We start from the raw sequence: 17,164 nt of genomic DNA on the forward strand, positions 1-17,164 counted from the left end.
TTATTCAAAAAATATTACAAATAATGTACTTGTTGTTTTGGTGCAACATTGAATATCGAAGACATATCTGTCTGGTACCTCATGCGGCGCCGCCGAAATGCACGCTGACCTTCAATCCGTGCCCATTCGCCGCCGTCGCCAGTTCCAGCCTGGCGCCGTGCAGGGCGGCGATGTCGCGCACGATGGCCAGGCCCAGACCGGCGCCGCCGGGGTTGCTCTCGAGCGCCGCGCCGACGCGGTAAAACGGCGTGAACACGCGTTCGCGCTCGGCCGGCGGGATGCCGGCGCCGCTGTCTTCCACTTCCAGCACCGTTTCGTTTCCATGACCGCCCCCGCGCACGCGCAGGATCACGCTGCCGCCCTGCGGCGTGTAGCGCAGGGCGTTGTCGACCAGGTTGGCGACCAGTTCATGCAGCAGCAGCGCCTGGCCATGCACGGGCGCCTCGTCGGGCGCTTCCAGCGACAGGTCGATATTTTTGGTGACGGCGGCCATGGCCATTTCCAGTCCCACCTGCTGCGCCACGTCGCGCAGCGCGACGGTGTCCATCGCCAGATTTTCGCCGCCATGCTCGATGCGCGCCAGGGTCAGCAGGCGGTTGGCCAGCAGCACGGTCGAATCGGTGGTGACGGCGATCGAGCGCACGATGTCGCGCAGGGCGGCGATGTCCGGCGGCGCGCCCGCCTGGCGGTCGCACTCGCGCATGGCCAGTTCGGCCTGGGTTTTCAGCACCGTCAACGGCGTGCGCAGCTGGTGCGAGGCGTCGGCGATGAAGCGGCGCTGGCTGGCGATCAGCTGCTGCAGGCGCGACATGGAACCGTTCATGGCGCTCACCAGCGGACGCATTTCCTTGTGCACCAGCGCGGGATCGACGTCGGACAGGTCGGACAGGGCGCGCGTCTCGACCTCCGTTTTCAGCCGCATCAGCGGCTGCAGCACCAGGCGCACGGCAAACCACACGAGGGCGCCCATCACCAGCACCATCGCCGCCTGCCAGATCAGGGTGTCGAACAGGATCTGGTTCGACAGGCCGCGCCGCGCATCCAGCGTTTCGGCCACCTGGATCAGGGCGATGCCGCGCATCGAGTCGTCGTACACGGGCTGCAGCAGGGCGGCGATGCGGATCGGTTTGCCGTGGTAGTCGGCGTGGTAGAAGCGCACCAGTGCCGGATAATTCTGCGAACGGGGCACGTTTTTCGGCACGGGCGGCAAGTCGCCGTAGCCCGACACCAGTTCGCCGTTGATGCCCGTGACCTTGTAGTAGATGCGGCCCAGGGTATCGGTCTCGAAGCTGTCGAGCGCCACATAGGGCACTTCGGCCACGACCTTGCCGTTGACGATGGAGACGCGCTCGGCCAGCGCCCGCGTCGACGCCAGCAAGGAGCGGTCGTAGGCCATGTCGGCCGCGTCGAGCGCGTTGCGGTAGACAAAAACGGCATCGAGCAGCACCAGCATCACCAGCGGGATGAGCAGCCAGCGCAGCAGCTGGCTGCGCAGGCTGCCCAGCGGCCGGCCCTGCGCCCAGCGCCGGCGCAGGCGCTCGAACAGGGGCCGGCTGGGGGCGCGCACGGTCATTTTGAGGCGGCGGGCGCCATCGCGCTGCGCGGCTGCAGCAGGTAGCCGATGCCGCGCAGAGTGGTGATGACGGCGCCGTCGGGCGAACCGCTTTCCACGCCGTTCTCGAGTTTTTTGCGCACGCGGTGGATATACAGTTCGATGGCGTCCAGGTTGGCGTCGTCGGCCAGCGCGAAGACTTCGTCGAACAGCTTTTCCTTCGAGACGGCGCGTCCCGAGCGCGTGATCAGCGCTTCGAGCACCGCGTGTTCGCGCGGCGTCAGGGGAAAAGGGGCGCCGGCATAGCTGAACATGCGCGTGACGGTGTCGAAACTGAGGGCGCCGCAGGTGTGCACGAGCGCTTCGTTGCCCTGGCTGCGGCGCAGCAGGGCTTTCACGCGCGCTTCCAGTTCGGCCAGTTCGAACGGCTTGGCCATGTAGTCGTCCGCGCCCAGGTTCAGGCCCTGCACCTTGTCATCGAGGCCGCCGCGCGCCGTGAGTATCATGACGGGAGTCTTGCCGCGCGTGCCGCCGCGCGCGCGCAGGCGGCGCAGCACGTCCAGGCCATCCATCTTCGGCAGGGAAAGGTCGAGCAGCACCAGGGAATATTCCTGCGTATGCAGCAGGGCGTCGGCATCGGCGCCGTTGTGGGCGGTCTCCACCGTCAGGTGCGCGTCGCGCAGGGCCTTTGCCAGCCAGTGCGACAGCTCCAGATGGTCTTCCACTAATAATATGCGCATGGTCTCCGCCATTCGTTTGAATTGGTGCAGTGTAAGCCTCTCGGCACGCCGCCGACAGGGGCCGCAGTGAATTTGTTGGTATTGCCTGTGGCTGGCCGGCGACACCTGTCAGTCTGAAAGCGAATTGAAAGGATCACGATCATATAGTGTGATCCTGATTCATGAAATTGATCAGGCATATCACTAATAACTATATCTAAGGGAGACACTCTACATGAAGAAAACTGCATTCTCGCTGGCCGCCATGGCGGTACTCGCCGCCGCTGGCAGCGCCCACGCCCAGTCGAACGTCACCCTGTACGGCCGCCTGGACGCCGGCATCAGCAACACCAGCAACGCCGGTCCGAACAAAAGCTCGATGACGCAAGTCAGTTCGGGTGGCATGAACACCTCGCGCTGGGGCATCCTGGGCAGCGAAGACCTGGGCGGCGGCCTGAAAGCCGTCTTCAATCTGGAAGGCGGCATCCTGGTCGACACGGGCGCGGCCGACGGCGCGCTGTTCAAGCGCCAGGCCAACGTGGGCCTGGAAGGCGCGTTTGGCCGCGTCGTGCTGGGACGCTCGTTCACCACCGTGTACGACTTCGTGCTGCCATTCGATCCGATGGCCTATGCGCCGTTCTATTCGTGGGCCACCTCGGCCAACGCGACGGGGCCGAGCAAGTACGGCATGACGACGGCCTTCGACAACATGGTCAAGTACTCGGGCAAGACGGGCGACTTCAGCTATGGCGCATCGTACGGCTTCGGCGAACAGTCGACGGGCAGCTCGGACAGCGCCAAGCTGTCGACGGCCGTCACCTACAAGACGGGTCCCGTCAGCCTGCTGGCCACGTATGAACAGGTGAACGGCAATGCCATCGCCGGCGGCGCGCGCGACAAGACCACCGTGTACCACCTGGGCGCCATGTACGACGACGGCCCGTGGAAAGTGCAGGCGGCGGCGCGCGACTACAAGCTCGATCCGGCAGCAGCCGGCAAGGCCGACGTGCGCGGCACCCTGTACTGGGGCGGCGTCAGCTACAAGACCACGCCGGTCATCACCCTGACGGGCGTGATCTACTACCAGGACGTGAAAAACGTGGCGGCCAACCTCGATGCCGATCCGATCATGTACGTGGCGCGCGTGCGTTATGCCTTGTCCAAGCGCACCGACCTGTACGTGGCCGGCGCCTATGCCAAGGCCAAGCACAACCAGCTGGTCAGCCTGTCGCGTGACGATGCCGGTTTCGGCGACACGCAGCGCGGCCTGATCGCCGGCATCCAGCACCGCTTCTAAGGCATGACGATGCCGCGCACCGCGTTCCTGTCGTTGCTGCTGTTGTCGGCGCTGCTGCCCGCGCCGGCAACAGCCGCCGCGCCTGAAGTCGATTGCGTGGTGCCGTCCAAGCCGGGCGGCGCCATGGACCTGACCTGCAAGCTGGCGCAGAAAGGGCTGCTGCAGCCCGATCCGGCGGCGGCAGCGCCGTTCGCGTCCTCGGTGCGCATCAGCTATCTGCCCGGCGGCATCGGCGCGGTGGCGTGGCGTTCGATGGGCTCGCAGCGCCGGCGTGCCGAAGCCAACACCCTGGTGGTGTTTTCGGGCGGCTCGCTGCTGAACCTGGCGCAAGGCAAGTTCGGCAACGCCAAGACGGGCGACGTGCGCTGGGTGGCGGCGCTGGGCGCCGACTACGGCATGATCGCCGTGCGCAGCGACTCGCCCTACAAGACCCTGGCCGACCTGATCGCCGCGCTCAAGCGCCACCCCGACAAGGTGCTGATCGGCGTGTCCGGCACCATCGGCAGCCAGGACTGGCTGAAGATGGCGCTGGTGGCGCGCAAGGCCGGCATCGACCCGAAAGTGCTGCGCTTCGTGGCACTGGAAGGCGGCGGCGAGATATTCACGGCGATGCAGGCCGATTACGTGCAGGTGATGTCGGGCGACACCTCGGAAGCGACCCTGAATGCGGGCGACAGCCATGCGCGCGTGCTGGCGGTGCTGTCGGAAAAACGCCTGCCCGGCGTGCTGGCCGGCGTACCGACGGCGCGCGAGCAGGGCATCGACGTGGTGTGGCCCATCATCCGCGGCGTGTGGATGGGGCCACAGGTGCCGGAAGCGGATTACCAGCGCTGGGTGGCCAGTTTTGAACGCGCCATGGCCACGCCGCAGTTTGCCCAGTGGCGCACGCAGGCGGGCATGTATCCGTTCGCGCTGACGGGAGACAAATTGACGCAGTACGTGAACCAGGCGGTCGAACGCTATTCCAGGCAGGCCGCCGAACTGGGCCTGATGCGCTGAAGCCAATAGCAAACCATACAACAATCACAGACGGAGACAAACCATGCAAACCAAGACCATACTCGCCATCGCCCTGGCAGCCGCTTTCGCGGGTACCACCGGCGCCGCCTTCGCCCAGGTGCCGGCAGGTTATCCGGCCGACTACCAGAAGATCATCGACGCGGCCAAGAAGGAAGGCAAGGTGGTGATCTACAGCGCCACCGACAGCAAGGCCGCCGCGCCCCTGATCAAGGATTTCAGCGCGCTGTATCCGGGCATCTCGGTCGAATACAACGACATGAATTCGACGGAAGTGTACAACCGCTTCATTTCCGAAGTGGCCGCCGGCGGCAATACGGCCGACGTGATGTGGTCGTCGGCGATGGACTTGCAGATGCGCCTGGCCTCCGACGGCTACGCCCTGAAATACAAGTCGGTCGAAGCGGCGAAGATCCCCGGCTGGGCCATGTGGGACGACCAGGCCTACGGCACCACGTTCGAGCCGGCCGCCATCGTCTACAACAAGCGCCTGCTCGATCCGAAGGAAGTGCCGAAGAATCACGACGACTTCGTCAAGCTGATCGCCACGCCGAAATTCAAGGACAAGGTCACCACCTACGACATCGAAAAGTCGGGCGTCGGCTTCATGTTCATGGCGCAGGATGCGAAGGAATATCCGCAGTTCCTGGCGCTGCAAAACGCGTTCGGCACGGCCAAGGTGCGCGTGCAGTCGTCGACGGGCACCATGATGGAGCGCATCTCGTCCGGTGAAAACCTGATCGGCTACAACGTGCTCGGCTCCTACGCCCTGGTGCGCGCCAAGACCGATCCGTCGATCGGCGTGGTGCTGCCCAAGGATTACACCTTGATCCTGTCGCGCGTGCAGTTCATCAACAAGAACGCGAAGAACGTCAACGCCAGCAAGCTGTGGCTCGATTACATTCTGTCGCACCGCGGCCAGACCATCATCGCCAACGGCGCCAAGCTTTTCGCCATCCGCGCCGACGTCACGGGCGAAACGACATCGGCGGAACTGATCAAGGAAATCGGCGCGGCCAACGTCAAGCCGATTCCCGTGCACCCGATCATCCTGCAATTTCTGGGACCTGCCAAGCGCATGGCGTTCCTGAAGCAGTGGAAAGAGACCGCCGGCAAGAAGTAAAAATAGCCAATGCCGTCTTGGCCGCCCGCGAGCCTGGCTTGCGGGCGCACGCCGCACCCTTCATTCATTGGATTCATCATGCAAACTGCTATCTTGCCGCTGCCTGCACGGTCGCGCTCTCCCTTGTCGCGCCTGAACTGGCCGCGCGGCGTGGTCGTGGCGATCACGCTGGTCGCCATCTTCCTGCCGCTGTTCCTGATTTTTTACCAGAGCTTTTTGAACGCGCCGTTTTTCATGCCCGTGCGCGAATTTGGCTTTGATTCCTATCGTTTCATCTTCGATGATCCCGATTTCGCCATGGCCTTCAAGAATGGCCTGATGCTGGCCTTCGGCCTGACCGTGATCGCCGTGCCGCTGGGCGGCATGCTGGCCTTTTTGATGGTGCGTACGGACCTGCCTGGCCGCGGCTGGGTGGCCCCGATGCTGCTGGTGCCGATTTTTGTGTCGCCGATGGTGATGGGCTTCGGCTACGTCGTCTCGATGGGGCCCGTGGGCTTCTATTCGATCTGGGCCAAGGAGCTGCTCGGTTTCGTGCCGTGGAATATTTATTCCTTCACCAGCATCGTCATCATCGCCGGCCTGACGCACGTGCCGCACGTCTACCTGTACGCTTCGTCGGCCCTGAAAAGCCTGGGCTCGGACGTCGAGGAAGCGGCCCGCGTGGCCGGCGCCTCGCCGATCCAGGTGATGCTCAACGTGTCGCTGCCGATGATCATGCCGGCGCTGGCGTATGCGGGCGTGCTGGTATTTTTCCTCGGCTTCGAAGTGTTCGGCCTGGTGCTGGTGCTCGGCGATCCGGAAGGCCACCTGGTGCTGCCGACCTATCTGTACAAGCTGACGAACAAGCTCGGTACGCCGTCGTATCACCTGATGGCCGCCGTCGCCGTCTGCCTGGTGATGGTGACCATGCCGCTGGTGATGATACAGCGCTGGCTGCTGAAATCGGCCAACAAGTATGTGTCGATCAAGGGCAAGGGCGCGCGCAGCAAGGCCATGCCGCTGGGCCGCTGGAAGTGGCTGGCGTTCGCTTTGCTGGCCGGCTGGCTGATCTTCACCATCATCCTGCCGTTGACGGGTATCGTGCTGCGCTCCTTCGTGCAGTACTGGGGCGAGGGCGTGCACCTGGCCGACGTCTTGACCTTGCAGCATTTCCGCGACATTTTCGACCAGCCGTCGCTGGTGCGCGGCATCGTCAACACCATCCTGATCGGCGTCGTCGGCGGCGCGCTGGCCGTCGGCTGCTACAGTTTCATCGCGCTGGCCATGCACCGCAAGCAGGACGGCATCACGCGCCTGCTCGACTACAGCGTGCTGGTGCCGCGCGCCGTGCCGGGCCTGCTGGCCGGCCTGTCGTTCCTGTGGGTCTTCCTGTTCGTGCCAGCCTGGCTTGACGGCATCTTGAAAGGCATGGACAACGGCGTGGCGCTGTGGCTGAGCGGCCATGTGATCCCCGTGCTGCGCGAAGTGCGCTCGACGATTTTCGCCCTGTGGCTCGCGTATTCGGTGGTGTGGATGGCCTACGGCATGCGCCTCATTTCCACGGCGCTGCTGCAAGTGGGGCCGGAGCTGGAAGAGGCGGCGCGCGCCGTCGGCGCCAGCCGCGGCCAGGTGACGCGCGACGTGACCCTGCCGCTGATCAAATACGGCTTGCTGGGCGCCTGGCTGATGGTGTTCCTGATCTTCGAGCGCGAATACTCGACGGGCGTGTACCTGCTCTCGCCGGGCACGGAAGTGATCGGCGCCATGCTGGTATCGCTGTGGGCGGGCGGTTCGACCGACCTGGTGGCGGCGCTGTCCTTCATCAATATCACCCTGGTGGCCATCGGCCTGGGCATCGCGCTGCGCTTCGGCGTGAAGTTGCATAACTAATTAGAAACTGAGACCACATCATGAATGAACTGACCGTCAATGAATTGCACCTGGACTACGGCACGGGCGCTGCCGCCAACCAGATACTGAAGGGTGTCTCGATGCACCTGCAAAAAGGCGAAGTGGTCGCCCTGCTGGGGCCTTCGGGCAGCGGCAAGACCACCTTGCTGCGCGCCGTGGCGGGACTGGAAAGCCCGAAGGCGGGCACGATCCAGATCGGCGAGCGCAATGTCTTCGACGGCGCGCAGCATTTCGAGATGCCGGCCGAGCACCGCAACCTGGGCCTGGTGTTCCAGTCGTACGCGCTGTGGCCGCACAAGACCGTGTTCGACAACGTCGCCTACGGCCTCAAACTGCGCAAGATGGGCAGCACGGAAATCGCCGCGCGCATCAAGGAAGTGCTGACGCAGCTGGGCCTGGGGCACCTGGGCGAACGCTATCCGCACCAGCTGTCCGGCGGCCAGCAGCAGCGCGTGGCGATCGCCCGTGCGCTGGTGTACAACCCGCCCGTGATCCTGCTCGACGAACCGCTGTCGAACCTGGACGCCAAGCTGCGCGAGGAAGCGCGCGCCTTTCTGCGCGAGCTGATCGTGCGCCTGGGCCTGTCCGCGCTGATGGTGACGCATGACCAGGGTGAGGCGATGGCCATTTCCGACCGTATTTTGCTGCTCAATAACGGCAAGATCGAGCAGCAGGGCACGCCGCAAAGCATGTATGAAACGCCCGACACCCTGTTTACGGCCGAATTCATGGGCAGTAACAACCGCCTGCCCGGCAAGGTGGTGCAGCGCGATGGCAGCGCCGTGCGCCTGCTGGTCGATGGCGCCTCCATGCAGGGCGTGGCGCGCGGGGCCAACGTGGGCACGGAAGTGACGACGATGATACGCGTCGAGGAAGTGAAGATCAGCGCCACGCAGGTGGACAACGCCATCGAGCTGCCGCTCCTGACCTGCATGTATCTGGGCGACCGCTGGGAATGCCTGTTCGAGCGCGGCGGCGCCGAGAACATCAGCCTGCGCGCGTATTCGCGCCACAAGCTCGAAGCGGGCAAGTACTGGCTGCACATGCCGGCCGATAAACTCTGGGTGTTTTAACGGTGCCGTGGTGGCCGCGCTGGCGCGCCTTTGCTGCCGCGCTGGCCGCCGGGCTGGCGGGCGTCGCCATCTGCCTGTGGCTGCACACGCCGCTGCCGTGGATGATCGGCCCCCTGTTTGCCACGGGCGCCCTGCGCCTGGCAGGGCGCGAACTGGTCTGCCCCGTGCGCGTGCGCGAGGCGGGCCAGTGGGCCATCGGCACGGCCCTGGGCCTGTATTTCACGGCGCCCGTGCTGGCCGTCCTCATTCTCTATATGCCGTGGATCGCCGGCGCCGTGCTGTTCGCGCTGGCGCTGGGGGCGTCTGGCGCCATGCTGCTGCGGCGCCTTTCCGGCGTCGACCAGGCCACCGCCTTTTTTGCCATGGCTGTCGGTGGCGCGTCCGAGATGGCGGTGCAGAGCGAGCGCCATGGCGCCGACGTGGGCAAGGTCGCCGCCGCGCACAGTTTGCGCATGATGCTGGTGGTGGCGACGATTCCCTTCGGCGTGCGCTACTGGGGCAGCCATGGCCTGGCCGCGGGGCATGAAAGCTTCGTGCCGGGCGCCGCGCTGGTCGACTATGGCGGGCTGGCGCTGCTGGTCGGCATCACGGTGCTGGCGGCCCTTGCCTTCAAACGGGGCCAGTTGCCGAATGCCTGGGTCATCGGCCCGCTGCTGGCCGCGCTGCTGCTGACGGCGTGTGGCATCCATTTGTCGCGCCTGCCCGAATGGATGATACGCGCGGGCCAGCTGTTCATCGGCATCGCCCTGGGCACGCGCTTGAGTCCCGCCTTCCTGCATGCCGCTCCCCGCTACCTGGCCGGCGTTGCCCTGTGCAGTGTCCTGATGCTGCTGTTGGCGGCCGCCTTCGGGCTGGGCTTGGCGCACTGGCTGGGCATCCACCCGGGCACGGCCATCCTGGCCACTTCGCCCGGCGGCATCGCGGAAATGTCGCTGACGGCCAAGACCCTGCAGTTGGGCGTGCCCATCGTCACGGCGTTCCACGTCGCGCGCATGGTGGTGCTTGTATTGCTGACAGGTCCGCTGTTCCGGCTGCTGCAGCGTCCTTAGTTCCGCACGACGATTTCCTGCACCTGCGGTTCGCGCTGGCGCATGAAGCGCACGATGGAGTCGACGGTGACGACGTCGATCTGGCGCGTCATGCGGCGCTCGAACGGGTGATCGTCGAAGGCGATATTCGCGCGGAACATGCGCGCGCCCAGTCGCGTGGCGGCGGGTATGCTCAGCGTTTGCGGCGCGTAGCTGGCGCTGCGCAGCCAGCCTTGCGCTTCGGCGCGCGTTTCGATCTTGCCAGGCTCGTTGCTGGCGGCGGCCAGGGTTTCCAGCACCCACTGGTTCGAGTTCTGGTACTTGGTGGAAAACGGGTAGGCCAGCATATTGTAGTGCGGCTCATGCAGGCGCTTGGGCGTGTTGCTGGTCAGCAGGCGCACCAGTTGCTGCTGCGTATCCTGGCCGGGAATCAGGATCAGCGTTTCGTACATGAACACATCATCCATGAAGAAATTGCCCAAGCCTTCGTTGTACAGCGACGACTGCGCCGTGCCGCATTCATTGAGTTCATGCACCACCAGCCAGCGGCCTTTCGGGTGGTCGCGCCAGGCCAGCGCCATGTGCGAATAGCGCAAATTGTACTTCGACAGGTCCTGGCCGGCGCGCGCCACCAGCGCCACCTGCGCGCCCGAAGCGTCGAGCGCCCGCAGGGTCTTTTGCGCCAGGTCCATCGATTTGACGAGGGTGGTCGCATCCGTTTGCTTTTCTTCGCACGAGCGCCCCGCATGGGCGGTGCCGGCCAGGGCCAGGCTGAGAACAATGACGGTCAGGCGTTTCATGGGGTTCACGCTTTCGAATGGTGGAGGATGGCATTGCCGGCCGCGTTCGGCACATAGGCGATGGCCTTGCCCGACAGCATCAGCATGTGGCCCGTCGAGACGGCCACTACCTTGACGGCCGTGCCGGCCGCCAGCGACAGGCCTTGCATGGCCTTCTGGCTCAGCTTGACGGAGGCCGTAGCCGCCTGCGAGGCACCGTTGGCCGCGCTTTTGAGCACGAGCACGCTGCCGTCGGCCACGTCTTCCACCTTGTCGATGACGATTTCACCGGCGGCGGCCAGCACGGACATGGAGCCGACCAGCACGATGGCCGAGGCCATGCTGGCGTTGTCGGACGCGTTGGTGGTATCGGAGTTTGCCTGGGCCAGCGGCGCCATGGTGGCGGCGCACAGCAGGGTCATGGCGAGCAACTGTTTCATGGAATTTCCGTTCTTCATGGTGGTTACACTTTGGAGTGGTGCAGCAGCGCCTTGCCCAGTTCGTTCGGGATGAAGGCGATGGCCTTGCCGGAAAGAACCAGCATGTGGCCGGTGGACAGCGCCACCACATTGACCACGGTGCCGGCCGCCAGCGACAGGCTCTTGGCCGCTTGCGTGCTCATCTGGATGGATGCGCCGCCCGCTTCGGAAGCGCCTTTCAGCACGATGACGATGCCTTCGCCCACCGTTTCCACGCTGGCAACGACGACCTGGCCGGAGGCGACCAGCATCGACATGGAGCCGGCGACGACGACGGCGGAACCGTCGCTGAGGTTTTGCGAGCCTTTCGACAGGTTCTCCGAGGCGGCGGCGTGCACCAGGCCGGGAGCGGCCAAGGAAAGCGTCAACAGCGACAGGGACAGGCAGAGGGGCAGCAGGCGTTTCATGTGTTTCTCCTTCAAATGTGCCAAGTGGCAACGCCATCATTGTAGACTGTGGGCAATTGGTCAATGAAAACGCTACTCGTAGCGGGCAGGCATACCGCAGGTAGCGTATTGCGCTACTTTTTTGCCGCCTGAATCAATGCTATTTTTATAAAGGAAGTGCATGCCGCAAACCCACGCCCTGATTGAGGCCTTGAAACGCTTGTTGAAAGCGCGTTCCGTCACGTATGCCGAGCTGGCCCAGCGCATCGGCGTGTCCGAAGCCAGCGTCAAGCGGATGTTTTCGCAGAAACAATTTACCCTGCAACGGCTGGACCAGATCCTGGTGGCCATCGGCAGCGATTTCCAGCAGCTGGCACTGGCCGTGCAGTCAGCCCAGGCCGCGCCCACCCTGATCACGGGCCTGACGTATGCGCAGGAAAAGGAAATCATCGAGGACACCCGGCTGTTCGTGGTGGCCGTGTCCGCCCTGAACCTGCTGCCGCTGGAACAGATCGTCGGCATCTATGACATCAGCGAAGCGCAAGCCGTGAAATACCTGCTGCGTCTCGACAAGATCGGTTTTCTGGAACTGCTGCCGAATAACCGGGTCAAACTGCTGGTGGCACGCACGTTTGCGTGGATACCGAACGGTCCCATCCACACGTATTTCAAAAAGGAAGCGTATGGCGACTATCTGAATTCGCAATTCGATGGCGAAACGGAACTGCTGCGCCTGGTGAACGTGATGCTGTCGAAGAAATCCACGGCGGCCTTGCTGGAGCGCCTGAAGCAAGTGGCGGTGGAATTTTCGCAGCAGCACCAGGAAGATGCGCGTCTGCCTGGTGACGAGCGCCTGGCCATCAGCTTCATGCTGGCGGCACGTCCCTGGATGCCGCAGACGTTCAAGGCGCTGCTGCGGCAGTGAGGCAGCAATGTCGCGGCCAAGCGGCTAATGTTCCTGCTTGTCCGTACTGCTTTGCTCCTCTTTCATCTGCGTCAGCAAACGCCAGGCAAAAAAGCCCAGCACGCCCACGCCCAGCAGCAGTGCCGCCCACAGTGCGGCCAGGCGCCACGGCGCCCCGTCCTTGCTGACGCGCGGGGGGGCTTCAGCGCCGGCATTGGTCTGGAGCGGGCCGGCGCTGGCCGTCTTCAGCGCCAGCAATTCGTCCGCCTTGAAGCCGGGCGCCACCTGCGACAGCGGCTGCGCGACGGCGGCGGCGTTGCTGTTGCCGAATGCCAGCTGGTAGGGCGGCTTGCCGCTGGCCAGGAAGACGACAGTGGCTGGTGTCCAGCCCAGGCGCAAGGCGGGCGCATTGCCGGCGGCGAGCGGGTGTTCCGTGGATGTCTGCAGCACCCATTCGCTGGTCTGCGTCACGGGCATGGCCAGATCGCCCGAAATCCGTTCCTTGCCATCGAGGCCGATGCGGTAAAACGTTGTGCTCAGCAGGGGATCGAAATAGGCGCCTTGCGCGGGACGCGCCTGCTGGCGCAGGTGCAGCCGGTGCCGGGGAACATAGCTGTTCTGGCGATACACGCCCAGGGTCACGGGCAGCACCGTATTGGTCAGCGTCAATTGCAGGGCGATGCTGTCGGCGGGAATGGCGAGGGGTGTGGCATAGCGCCATTCATTCGCCTGCTTGCCAGGCAAGCCTTGCAGCACGACGCTGGCGCGCGGCGCGGCGATGTCCGTTTCGCTGACGGCTTGCGCCGTGATCGCGGCAAAGGCCAGCGGTTCGCCCGCTTGCCAGCTCAGGCGCGCATAACGAAACGCGCGCGGCGCAAAGGCGATGCTGTCGTTGGCCAGGGTTTGCGTGTCGCTGTTGCTGAGCCAATTCAGGGTGGTGGTACCGATGGCGTCCCATTGCTTCAGGTCGTCGCTTACTTCCAGCAGCACTTGTGCACTGTAATTGTCCGTGCGGGCCGGCGGCGTGAAGCGCAGGGCGGCTATGCGCTTGTCTTGCCCTTGCTTGCCCAGGTCGAGGATCAGCGCCTGCAGCGCCGTCGTCGCCGCTGCCGTGCCGGCGCGCGTGCTGACCGACAGCAGCCGGCCATCGTCGGCCGTGCGGATATCGATGCCTTGCAAGCCATCGCCAGTTGCCGGCGTGCCCGTCACGGGGAAGATACGGGCTGGAATGTTCGTGCGCTGCGTGGCCGATTGCGCGGGCGGCGCGCCGATGGCATAGGCCAGGCGCTTGCCGTCGGCGTCGAACAGGCGCAGGTCGGCCAGGCTGGCCGAGCTGGCGTGCAGGTAGACTTCCCTGGGCAACGATAGCTGGACGATGCCCGCGCCCGCCGGCACCTGGATGGGCATGCTCCAGCGATAGTCCTGCGGCCGGTCCTGGCCGGGCGCGGCCAGCGCGGCGCCCGCCAGCAGCAGGCTGCAACAGATCAATATGGGTTTCATGCGGCTCCCGGGTGCGGTTCGGCCGGCGCTGTCGCGGCAGCCTTGGGAAAAGGTGCCAGGTAGCCGATCAAGACCATCAGCAAGCCGACACCCACGAAAGAGATGATGCGTTCGATGCCGCCCACGTTCGACAGGTCGATCAGGAACAGTTTCAAGACAACCAGTCCCAGCAGCACGGCGCCCATACTCCATTGCTGGCGCCGCTGCTGGCGGGCCGCATGGCGCATCAGCAGCAGGGCCGTGACGCTCCACACGAGCGACAGCATCGCTTGCACGAACTGCGAGGCCAGCATGGCGTCAAAGGTGTAGGGCACGCCGAGGTAGTGCGACACCGTGCGCAGCAGCATCAGGTTGAACCAGCCATACAGCAAACACGCGGCCACGACGGGCAAGCGCGCTTGCCACAGGGATGGCAGCGGGATCTGGCCGGCCGGGAATAAACGGTAGCTGGCAATGGCCAGCAGCACGGCAAAGCCCGTGCTCAGGTCCAGTGGATTGAGCAGCGGCAAGTAGGGCAGCGGTGCCATGGCGCCATCGTCAAAGACGTTCCATGCGGCGATCAGCAGCAGCGACCACAGCGCGCCCAGCGGTATCAAGGTGCGCTGGTACCACGCGGCAATCGGCGCCACCGGCCAGGCGCCCGCGCGGCAGCGGCGGATCAGCCAGGCCAGTGCCAGCATCATGGCCCAGGCCGGCAAGTAGCGGGCCCAGGCGGGGCTGACGCTGTCTTCATGCTGGGCCAGCCAGGCGCCGACGTGCATGGCGCCCACGGGCCACAGCATCAGCCATGGCGCGGCCGTGCGCAGCGTATGCAACAGGCGCAGCGCCCGCACGTCGAGTGGCCAGCCCGCTTGCGGCCAGGCCCGCAGCAGGTATTCGCCGGCCGCCAGCGCGCAGGCCAGCGCCAGCCAGCTCAAGCCCGTCGGCAGGTAATCGCGCACATACAGCGCCAGCAGCAGCTTGGCGCTCCACAGGCCCAGGCCGAGCCAGGCTGCCACGGTCAGCCAGCGCAGTTGCGGCCAATCGAGGCGCCGCGCCAGGATGGCGAACACGGGCGTCGTGACGCACACGGCGATCAGGTACAGCGCCAGCCAGTGCACGCCCGCGTGCGGCTGCATGGTCAGGTCGCCGTCGATCAGGCGCAGCAGCCAGCTGACGAACGGCATGAGGATGGCGGCAAACCACAGCAAGCCGCTCCAGACCAGCAGCGGGCGCGCTACCAGGGCCAGCAGCGCGTCGCCGCCGCGCGCGCGCAGCGCAAGGAAACGGGCGCTGGCAAAGGCGGCGGCGCCCAGCAGCAGCGCGCTGAGGAAGGAGCCGCCGAACAGGCTGGCCGGATGCTGGTCCCAGGCCCAGCTGGCGCGGCTGAGCATGACCATGCCGGCCAGTACCTGCACGGCCAGCAGCAGCGCGCGCGGCGCATGCCATTGCTCGCGCCGCGCCAGAGCCGCCAGCAGGGCCGCCACTGCCAGCGCGCTGATCGTCAGCAGGTTCAGTTGCGTGGCGGCGTCCGTGCGCAGCAGGATCTCGCTCCAGATACCGCCCAGCAGCCAGACCGTGGCGGCCGTCAGGAACAGCACGGACATGCTGCTCATGAACTCCGGATGCAAGTGGCTGCCATGGCGGCGGAAATTGTAGGCCATCACCAGCGCGGCGGCGGCCAGCAGCGCGCAGCCGAGCCAGATGTTGGCCTGCAGGGCCGATGCCGTATTGAGTTCCTGCATGGCGGTGAGGAAGGCAAGCCACGCGGCCCCCTGCACCAGCAGGCCGAAGGCCCAGGCCAGCGTTTGGCGCTGGCGCAAGCCGACCCAGACGATGCCCGCGCCTTCCAGCGCCCAGGCGGCCGACGTCCAGCGGCCATCGAGGGCGAACGGGATGGCCAGGGTGCCGAAGACGATGCCCAGCGCGAGGAAGGCTTCGGCCAGCAGACGGAAGCCTTCGCGGCGCCACAGGGCCACGGCCAGGCCCGTGTAAGTCAAACCGGCGACCAGGGCGGAAAACGCCAGGCCAAATTCAAAGTGCCGGACCAGGCCGTATTGCAGGCCCATGGCGGCCAGCGGCGTGCCGAACACGAGCGTGCCATCCACGTAGTGCTTGAGGCGCGGCGCTTGGCGTGCGCAGTAGGCGATCGCGATGCCGATATAGAACAGCACGAACAGGATCAAAAACAATTGCGTCGACAGGTAGTTGTCCGGGGTGTAGCGCAGCAGGCCCCAGGTGGTGGCGACGACGAAGGTGAAGCCAAAGCTCAGCACATTCAGCACGCGCCAGGCGCGTTTCAGGGCGATGGCGAAGACGCCCGCATTGAGCAGCGCGTAATAGCTGAACAGGCCGATATGGTTGCCGCTGCCCGTCGACACGAGCAAGGGTACGGCAAAGCCGCCGACGATGCCGAAGACGGCCAGCCAGACGGCGTTTTGCAGCACGGCCAGCAAACACGTGAACGCCGTCAGCACGAACAGCACGGCAAACGCCAGGCCGGCCGGGATCAGTTCATACAGGCGGAAGGCGCCGAACGTCACCAGCATCAATATCGCCAGCGCCGTGCCCTGCAGCGGCAAGCTGATGCCGGGACGCTTGACGCGGATGCGCCAGGCCCAGGCCAGCAGGGCGATGTCGGCCAGCGCGATGCCGGCCAGGCGCAGCTCGATGGGCAGCGTGACCTGCGCCGACACGTATTTGAGCAGGAAGCTGACGCCGAGGAAGAGGATCAGCAAACCCAGCTTGGCGACCAGATTGCCGGTAAACAGCCAGTTCTTCGCCTTGGCAAACAGGCCATCCGGGCGCGCGATCCAGGACGGGGTATTCGGAACGGCGGGGACGGGTTTGGCGGGAGCCGGCGCGGCGGGTGGCACCGGCTTGGGCGTCACGGGGGCGGCTGGCGCCGGCGCGGCCTTTGCCAGTTCGACCGGCTCGGTCATGGCCGCTTGCGGCACCGGCGTCGGCGCGGAAACAGGCACCGGCACAGGCACAGGCACAGGCACCGGCACCGGCACCGGCACCGGCACCGGCACAACACTCTCTACGGCGGGCGGGGCAATTGGCGCGTCCGCCTGGCCTTCCAGCGCTTGCAGGCGCTGCTGGATGCCGCTGACTTCCTTGCGCAGGCGCGCCGTCAGCAGCTCCAGATCGGCCACCTTTCTGCGGTATTGCAATGCCAGCACGAAGGCGGTAATCAGCAAGCCTAGTATGAACAGCGTGATCAATCCAAACATGGAGTAGCTTTCCTGGAAGGGCAGGGCGAAGGCGCCCGAAGTATGCGCACATTACCTTATTATTAAGAGACTGGCGATTTCTGTTGCGTCATGGCAAGTGCCAGGGGCGGCATCAGGAAGACATGGCCAGCATGGCGTGGCAGGTTGTTTCCCGTATTGACGCCGAGCAATATGACGACATTCAGATTGTCGCGCGCAAGAT

The 17,164-nt window shown here is 65.2% G+C and carries 14 protein-coding genes; 7 read left to right on the top strand and 7 right to left on the bottom strand.

Annotated elements, in window-relative coordinates:
* Positions 1-79: 79 nt before the first annotated feature.
* Positions 80-1,567, bottom strand: coding sequence for a sensor histidine kinase N-terminal domain-containing protein (locus CSQ95_RS14985; protein WP_373632036.1), 1,488 nt, complete (start codon positions 1,565-1,567; stop codon positions 80-82).
* A 2-nt stretch (positions 1,568-1,569) separates the two neighbouring features.
* Positions 1,570-2,292 (bottom strand): response regulator, encoded by a 723-nt coding sequence (locus tag CSQ95_RS14990; protein WP_070219206.1) that lies wholly within the window; start codon positions 2,290-2,292, stop codon positions 1,570-1,572.
* A 214-nt stretch (positions 2,293-2,506) separates the two neighbouring features.
* Between CSQ95_RS14990 and CSQ95_RS14995 the strand changes: the two genes are divergently transcribed.
* The 6 genes from CSQ95_RS14995 to CSQ95_RS15020 all read left to right on the top strand — a co-directional run bounded on the left by CSQ95_RS14995 (position 2,507) and on the right by CSQ95_RS15020 (position 9,720).
* Complete coding sequence (locus tag CSQ95_RS14995; RefSeq protein WP_099410072.1) at positions 2,507-3,568, top strand: porin; 1,062 nt, start codon at positions 2,507-2,509, stop codon at positions 3,566-3,568.
* A gap of 3 nt (positions 3,569-3,571) precedes the next feature.
* The gene (locus tag CSQ95_RS15000; RefSeq protein ID WP_070219146.1) at positions 3,572-4,567 is read left to right on the top strand and encodes a tripartite tricarboxylate transporter substrate binding protein; all 996 of its coding nucleotides are present in this window, start codon (positions 3,572-3,574) and stop codon (positions 4,565-4,567) included.
* Positions 4,568-4,610: 43 nt separating this feature from the next.
* Entirely contained in the window at positions 4,611-5,708 is a 1,098-nt protein-coding gene (locus CSQ95_RS15005) for an ABC transporter substrate-binding protein (protein ID WP_070219147.1), read from the top strand.
* Between the two features lie 78 nt (positions 5,709-5,786).
* A complete protein-coding gene (locus CSQ95_RS15010) occupies positions 5,787-7,577 on the top strand; it encodes an iron ABC transporter permease (protein WP_070219148.1) in 1,791 nt (596 codons plus the stop codon).
* Between the two features lie 20 nt (positions 7,578-7,597).
* A complete protein-coding gene (locus tag CSQ95_RS15015) occupies positions 7,598-8,671 on the top strand; it encodes an ABC transporter ATP-binding protein (RefSeq protein WP_099410073.1) in 1,074 nt (357 codons plus the stop codon).
* Between the two features lie 2 nt (positions 8,672-8,673).
* Entirely contained in the window at positions 8,674-9,720 is a 1,047-nt protein-coding gene (locus tag CSQ95_RS15020; RefSeq protein ID WP_099410074.1) for an AbrB family transcriptional regulator, read from the top strand.
* Here CSQ95_RS15020 and CSQ95_RS15025 read toward each other — a convergent pair.
* Genes CSQ95_RS15025 through CSQ95_RS15035 form a run of 3 tightly spaced genes read right to left on the bottom strand, consistent with a single transcriptional unit; the run spans position 9,717 to position 11,364 of the window.
* Positions 9,717-10,499 (bottom strand): DUF2145 domain-containing protein, encoded by a 783-nt coding sequence (locus CSQ95_RS15025; protein WP_099410075.1) that lies wholly within the window; start codon positions 10,497-10,499, stop codon positions 9,717-9,719. The genes CSQ95_RS15020 and CSQ95_RS15025 overlap by 4 nt on opposite strands.
* 5 nt (positions 10,500-10,504) lie before the next feature.
* Entirely contained in the window at positions 10,505-10,918 is a 414-nt protein-coding gene (locus tag CSQ95_RS15030) for a hypothetical protein (protein WP_143449979.1), read from the bottom strand.
* 23 nt (positions 10,919-10,941) lie between these two features.
* A complete protein-coding gene (locus CSQ95_RS15035; protein WP_099410077.1) occupies positions 10,942-11,364 on the bottom strand; it encodes a hypothetical protein in 423 nt (140 codons plus the stop codon).
* A 160-nt stretch (positions 11,365-11,524) separates the two neighbouring features.
* Between CSQ95_RS15035 and CSQ95_RS15040 the strand changes: the two genes are divergently transcribed.
* Positions 11,525-12,268 (top strand): helix-turn-helix transcriptional regulator, encoded by a 744-nt coding sequence (locus CSQ95_RS15040; protein WP_143449980.1) that lies wholly within the window; start codon positions 11,525-11,527, stop codon positions 12,266-12,268.
* Positions 12,269-12,292: 24 nt separating this feature from the next.
* On the opposite strand, the gene CSQ95_RS15045 is transcribed toward CSQ95_RS15040, so the two are convergent.
* Together CSQ95_RS15045 and CSQ95_RS15050 are read right to left on the bottom strand one after the other, a co-directional pair.
* Entirely contained in the window at positions 12,293-13,747 is a 1,455-nt protein-coding gene (locus CSQ95_RS15045) for a DUF3999 family protein (protein ID WP_099410078.1), read from the bottom strand.
* Complete coding sequence (locus tag CSQ95_RS15050; protein ID WP_099410079.1) at positions 13,744-16,962, bottom strand: DUF2339 domain-containing protein; 3,219 nt, start codon at positions 16,960-16,962, stop codon at positions 13,744-13,746. The genes CSQ95_RS15045 and CSQ95_RS15050 overlap by 4 nt, the downstream gene beginning before the upstream one ends.
* Positions 16,963-17,164: the final 202 nt, after the last annotated feature.

The sequence above is a fragment of the Janthinobacterium sp. BJB304 genome, from assembly GCF_002735765.1.
Classification (GTDB): Bacteria; Pseudomonadota; Gammaproteobacteria; order Burkholderiales; family Burkholderiaceae_D; genus Janthinobacterium.

Bases quoted from the DNA above. Each gene is read 5' to 3' on its own strand.
- CSQ95_RS14990 (WP_070219206.1), bottom strand. From the start codon at position 2,292: ATGCGCATATTATTAGTGGAAGACCATCTGGAGCTGTCGCACTGGCTG.
- CSQ95_RS14995 (WP_099410072.1), top strand. From the start codon at position 2,507: ATGAAGAAAACTGCATTCTCGCTGGCCGCCATGGCGGTACTCGCCGCC.
- CSQ95_RS15000 (WP_070219146.1), top strand. From the start codon at position 3,572: ATGACGATGCCGCGCACCGCGTTCCTGTCGTTGCTGCTGTTGTCGGCG.
- CSQ95_RS15005 (WP_070219147.1), top strand. From the start codon at position 4,611: ATGCAAACCAAGACCATACTCGCCATCGCCCTGGCAGCCGCTTTCGCG.
- CSQ95_RS15010 (WP_070219148.1), top strand. From the start codon at position 5,787: ATGCAAACTGCTATCTTGCCGCTGCCTGCACGGTCGCGCTCTCCCTTG.
- CSQ95_RS15015 (WP_099410073.1), top strand. From the start codon at position 7,598: ATGAATGAACTGACCGTCAATGAATTGCACCTGGACTACGGCACGGGC.
- CSQ95_RS15025 (WP_099410075.1), bottom strand. From the start codon at position 10,499: ATGAAACGCCTGACCGTCATTGTTCTCAGCCTGGCCCTGGCCGGCACC.
- CSQ95_RS15030 (WP_143449979.1), bottom strand. From the start codon at position 10,918: ATGAAACAGTTGCTCGCCATGACCCTGCTGTGCGCCGCCACCATGGCG.
- CSQ95_RS15035 (WP_099410077.1), bottom strand. From the start codon at position 11,364: ATGAAACGCCTGCTGCCCCTCTGCCTGTCCCTGTCGCTGTTGACGCTT.
- CSQ95_RS15040 (WP_143449980.1), top strand. From the start codon at position 11,525: ATGCCGCAAACCCACGCCCTGATTGAGGCCTTGAAACGCTTGTTGAAA.
- CSQ95_RS15045 (WP_099410078.1), bottom strand. From the start codon at position 13,747: ATGAAACCCATATTGATCTGTTGCAGCCTGCTGCTGGCGGGCGCCGCG.
- CSQ95_RS15050 (WP_099410079.1), bottom strand. From the start codon at position 16,962: ATGTTTGGATTGATCACGCTGTTCATACTAGGCTTGCTGATTACCGCC.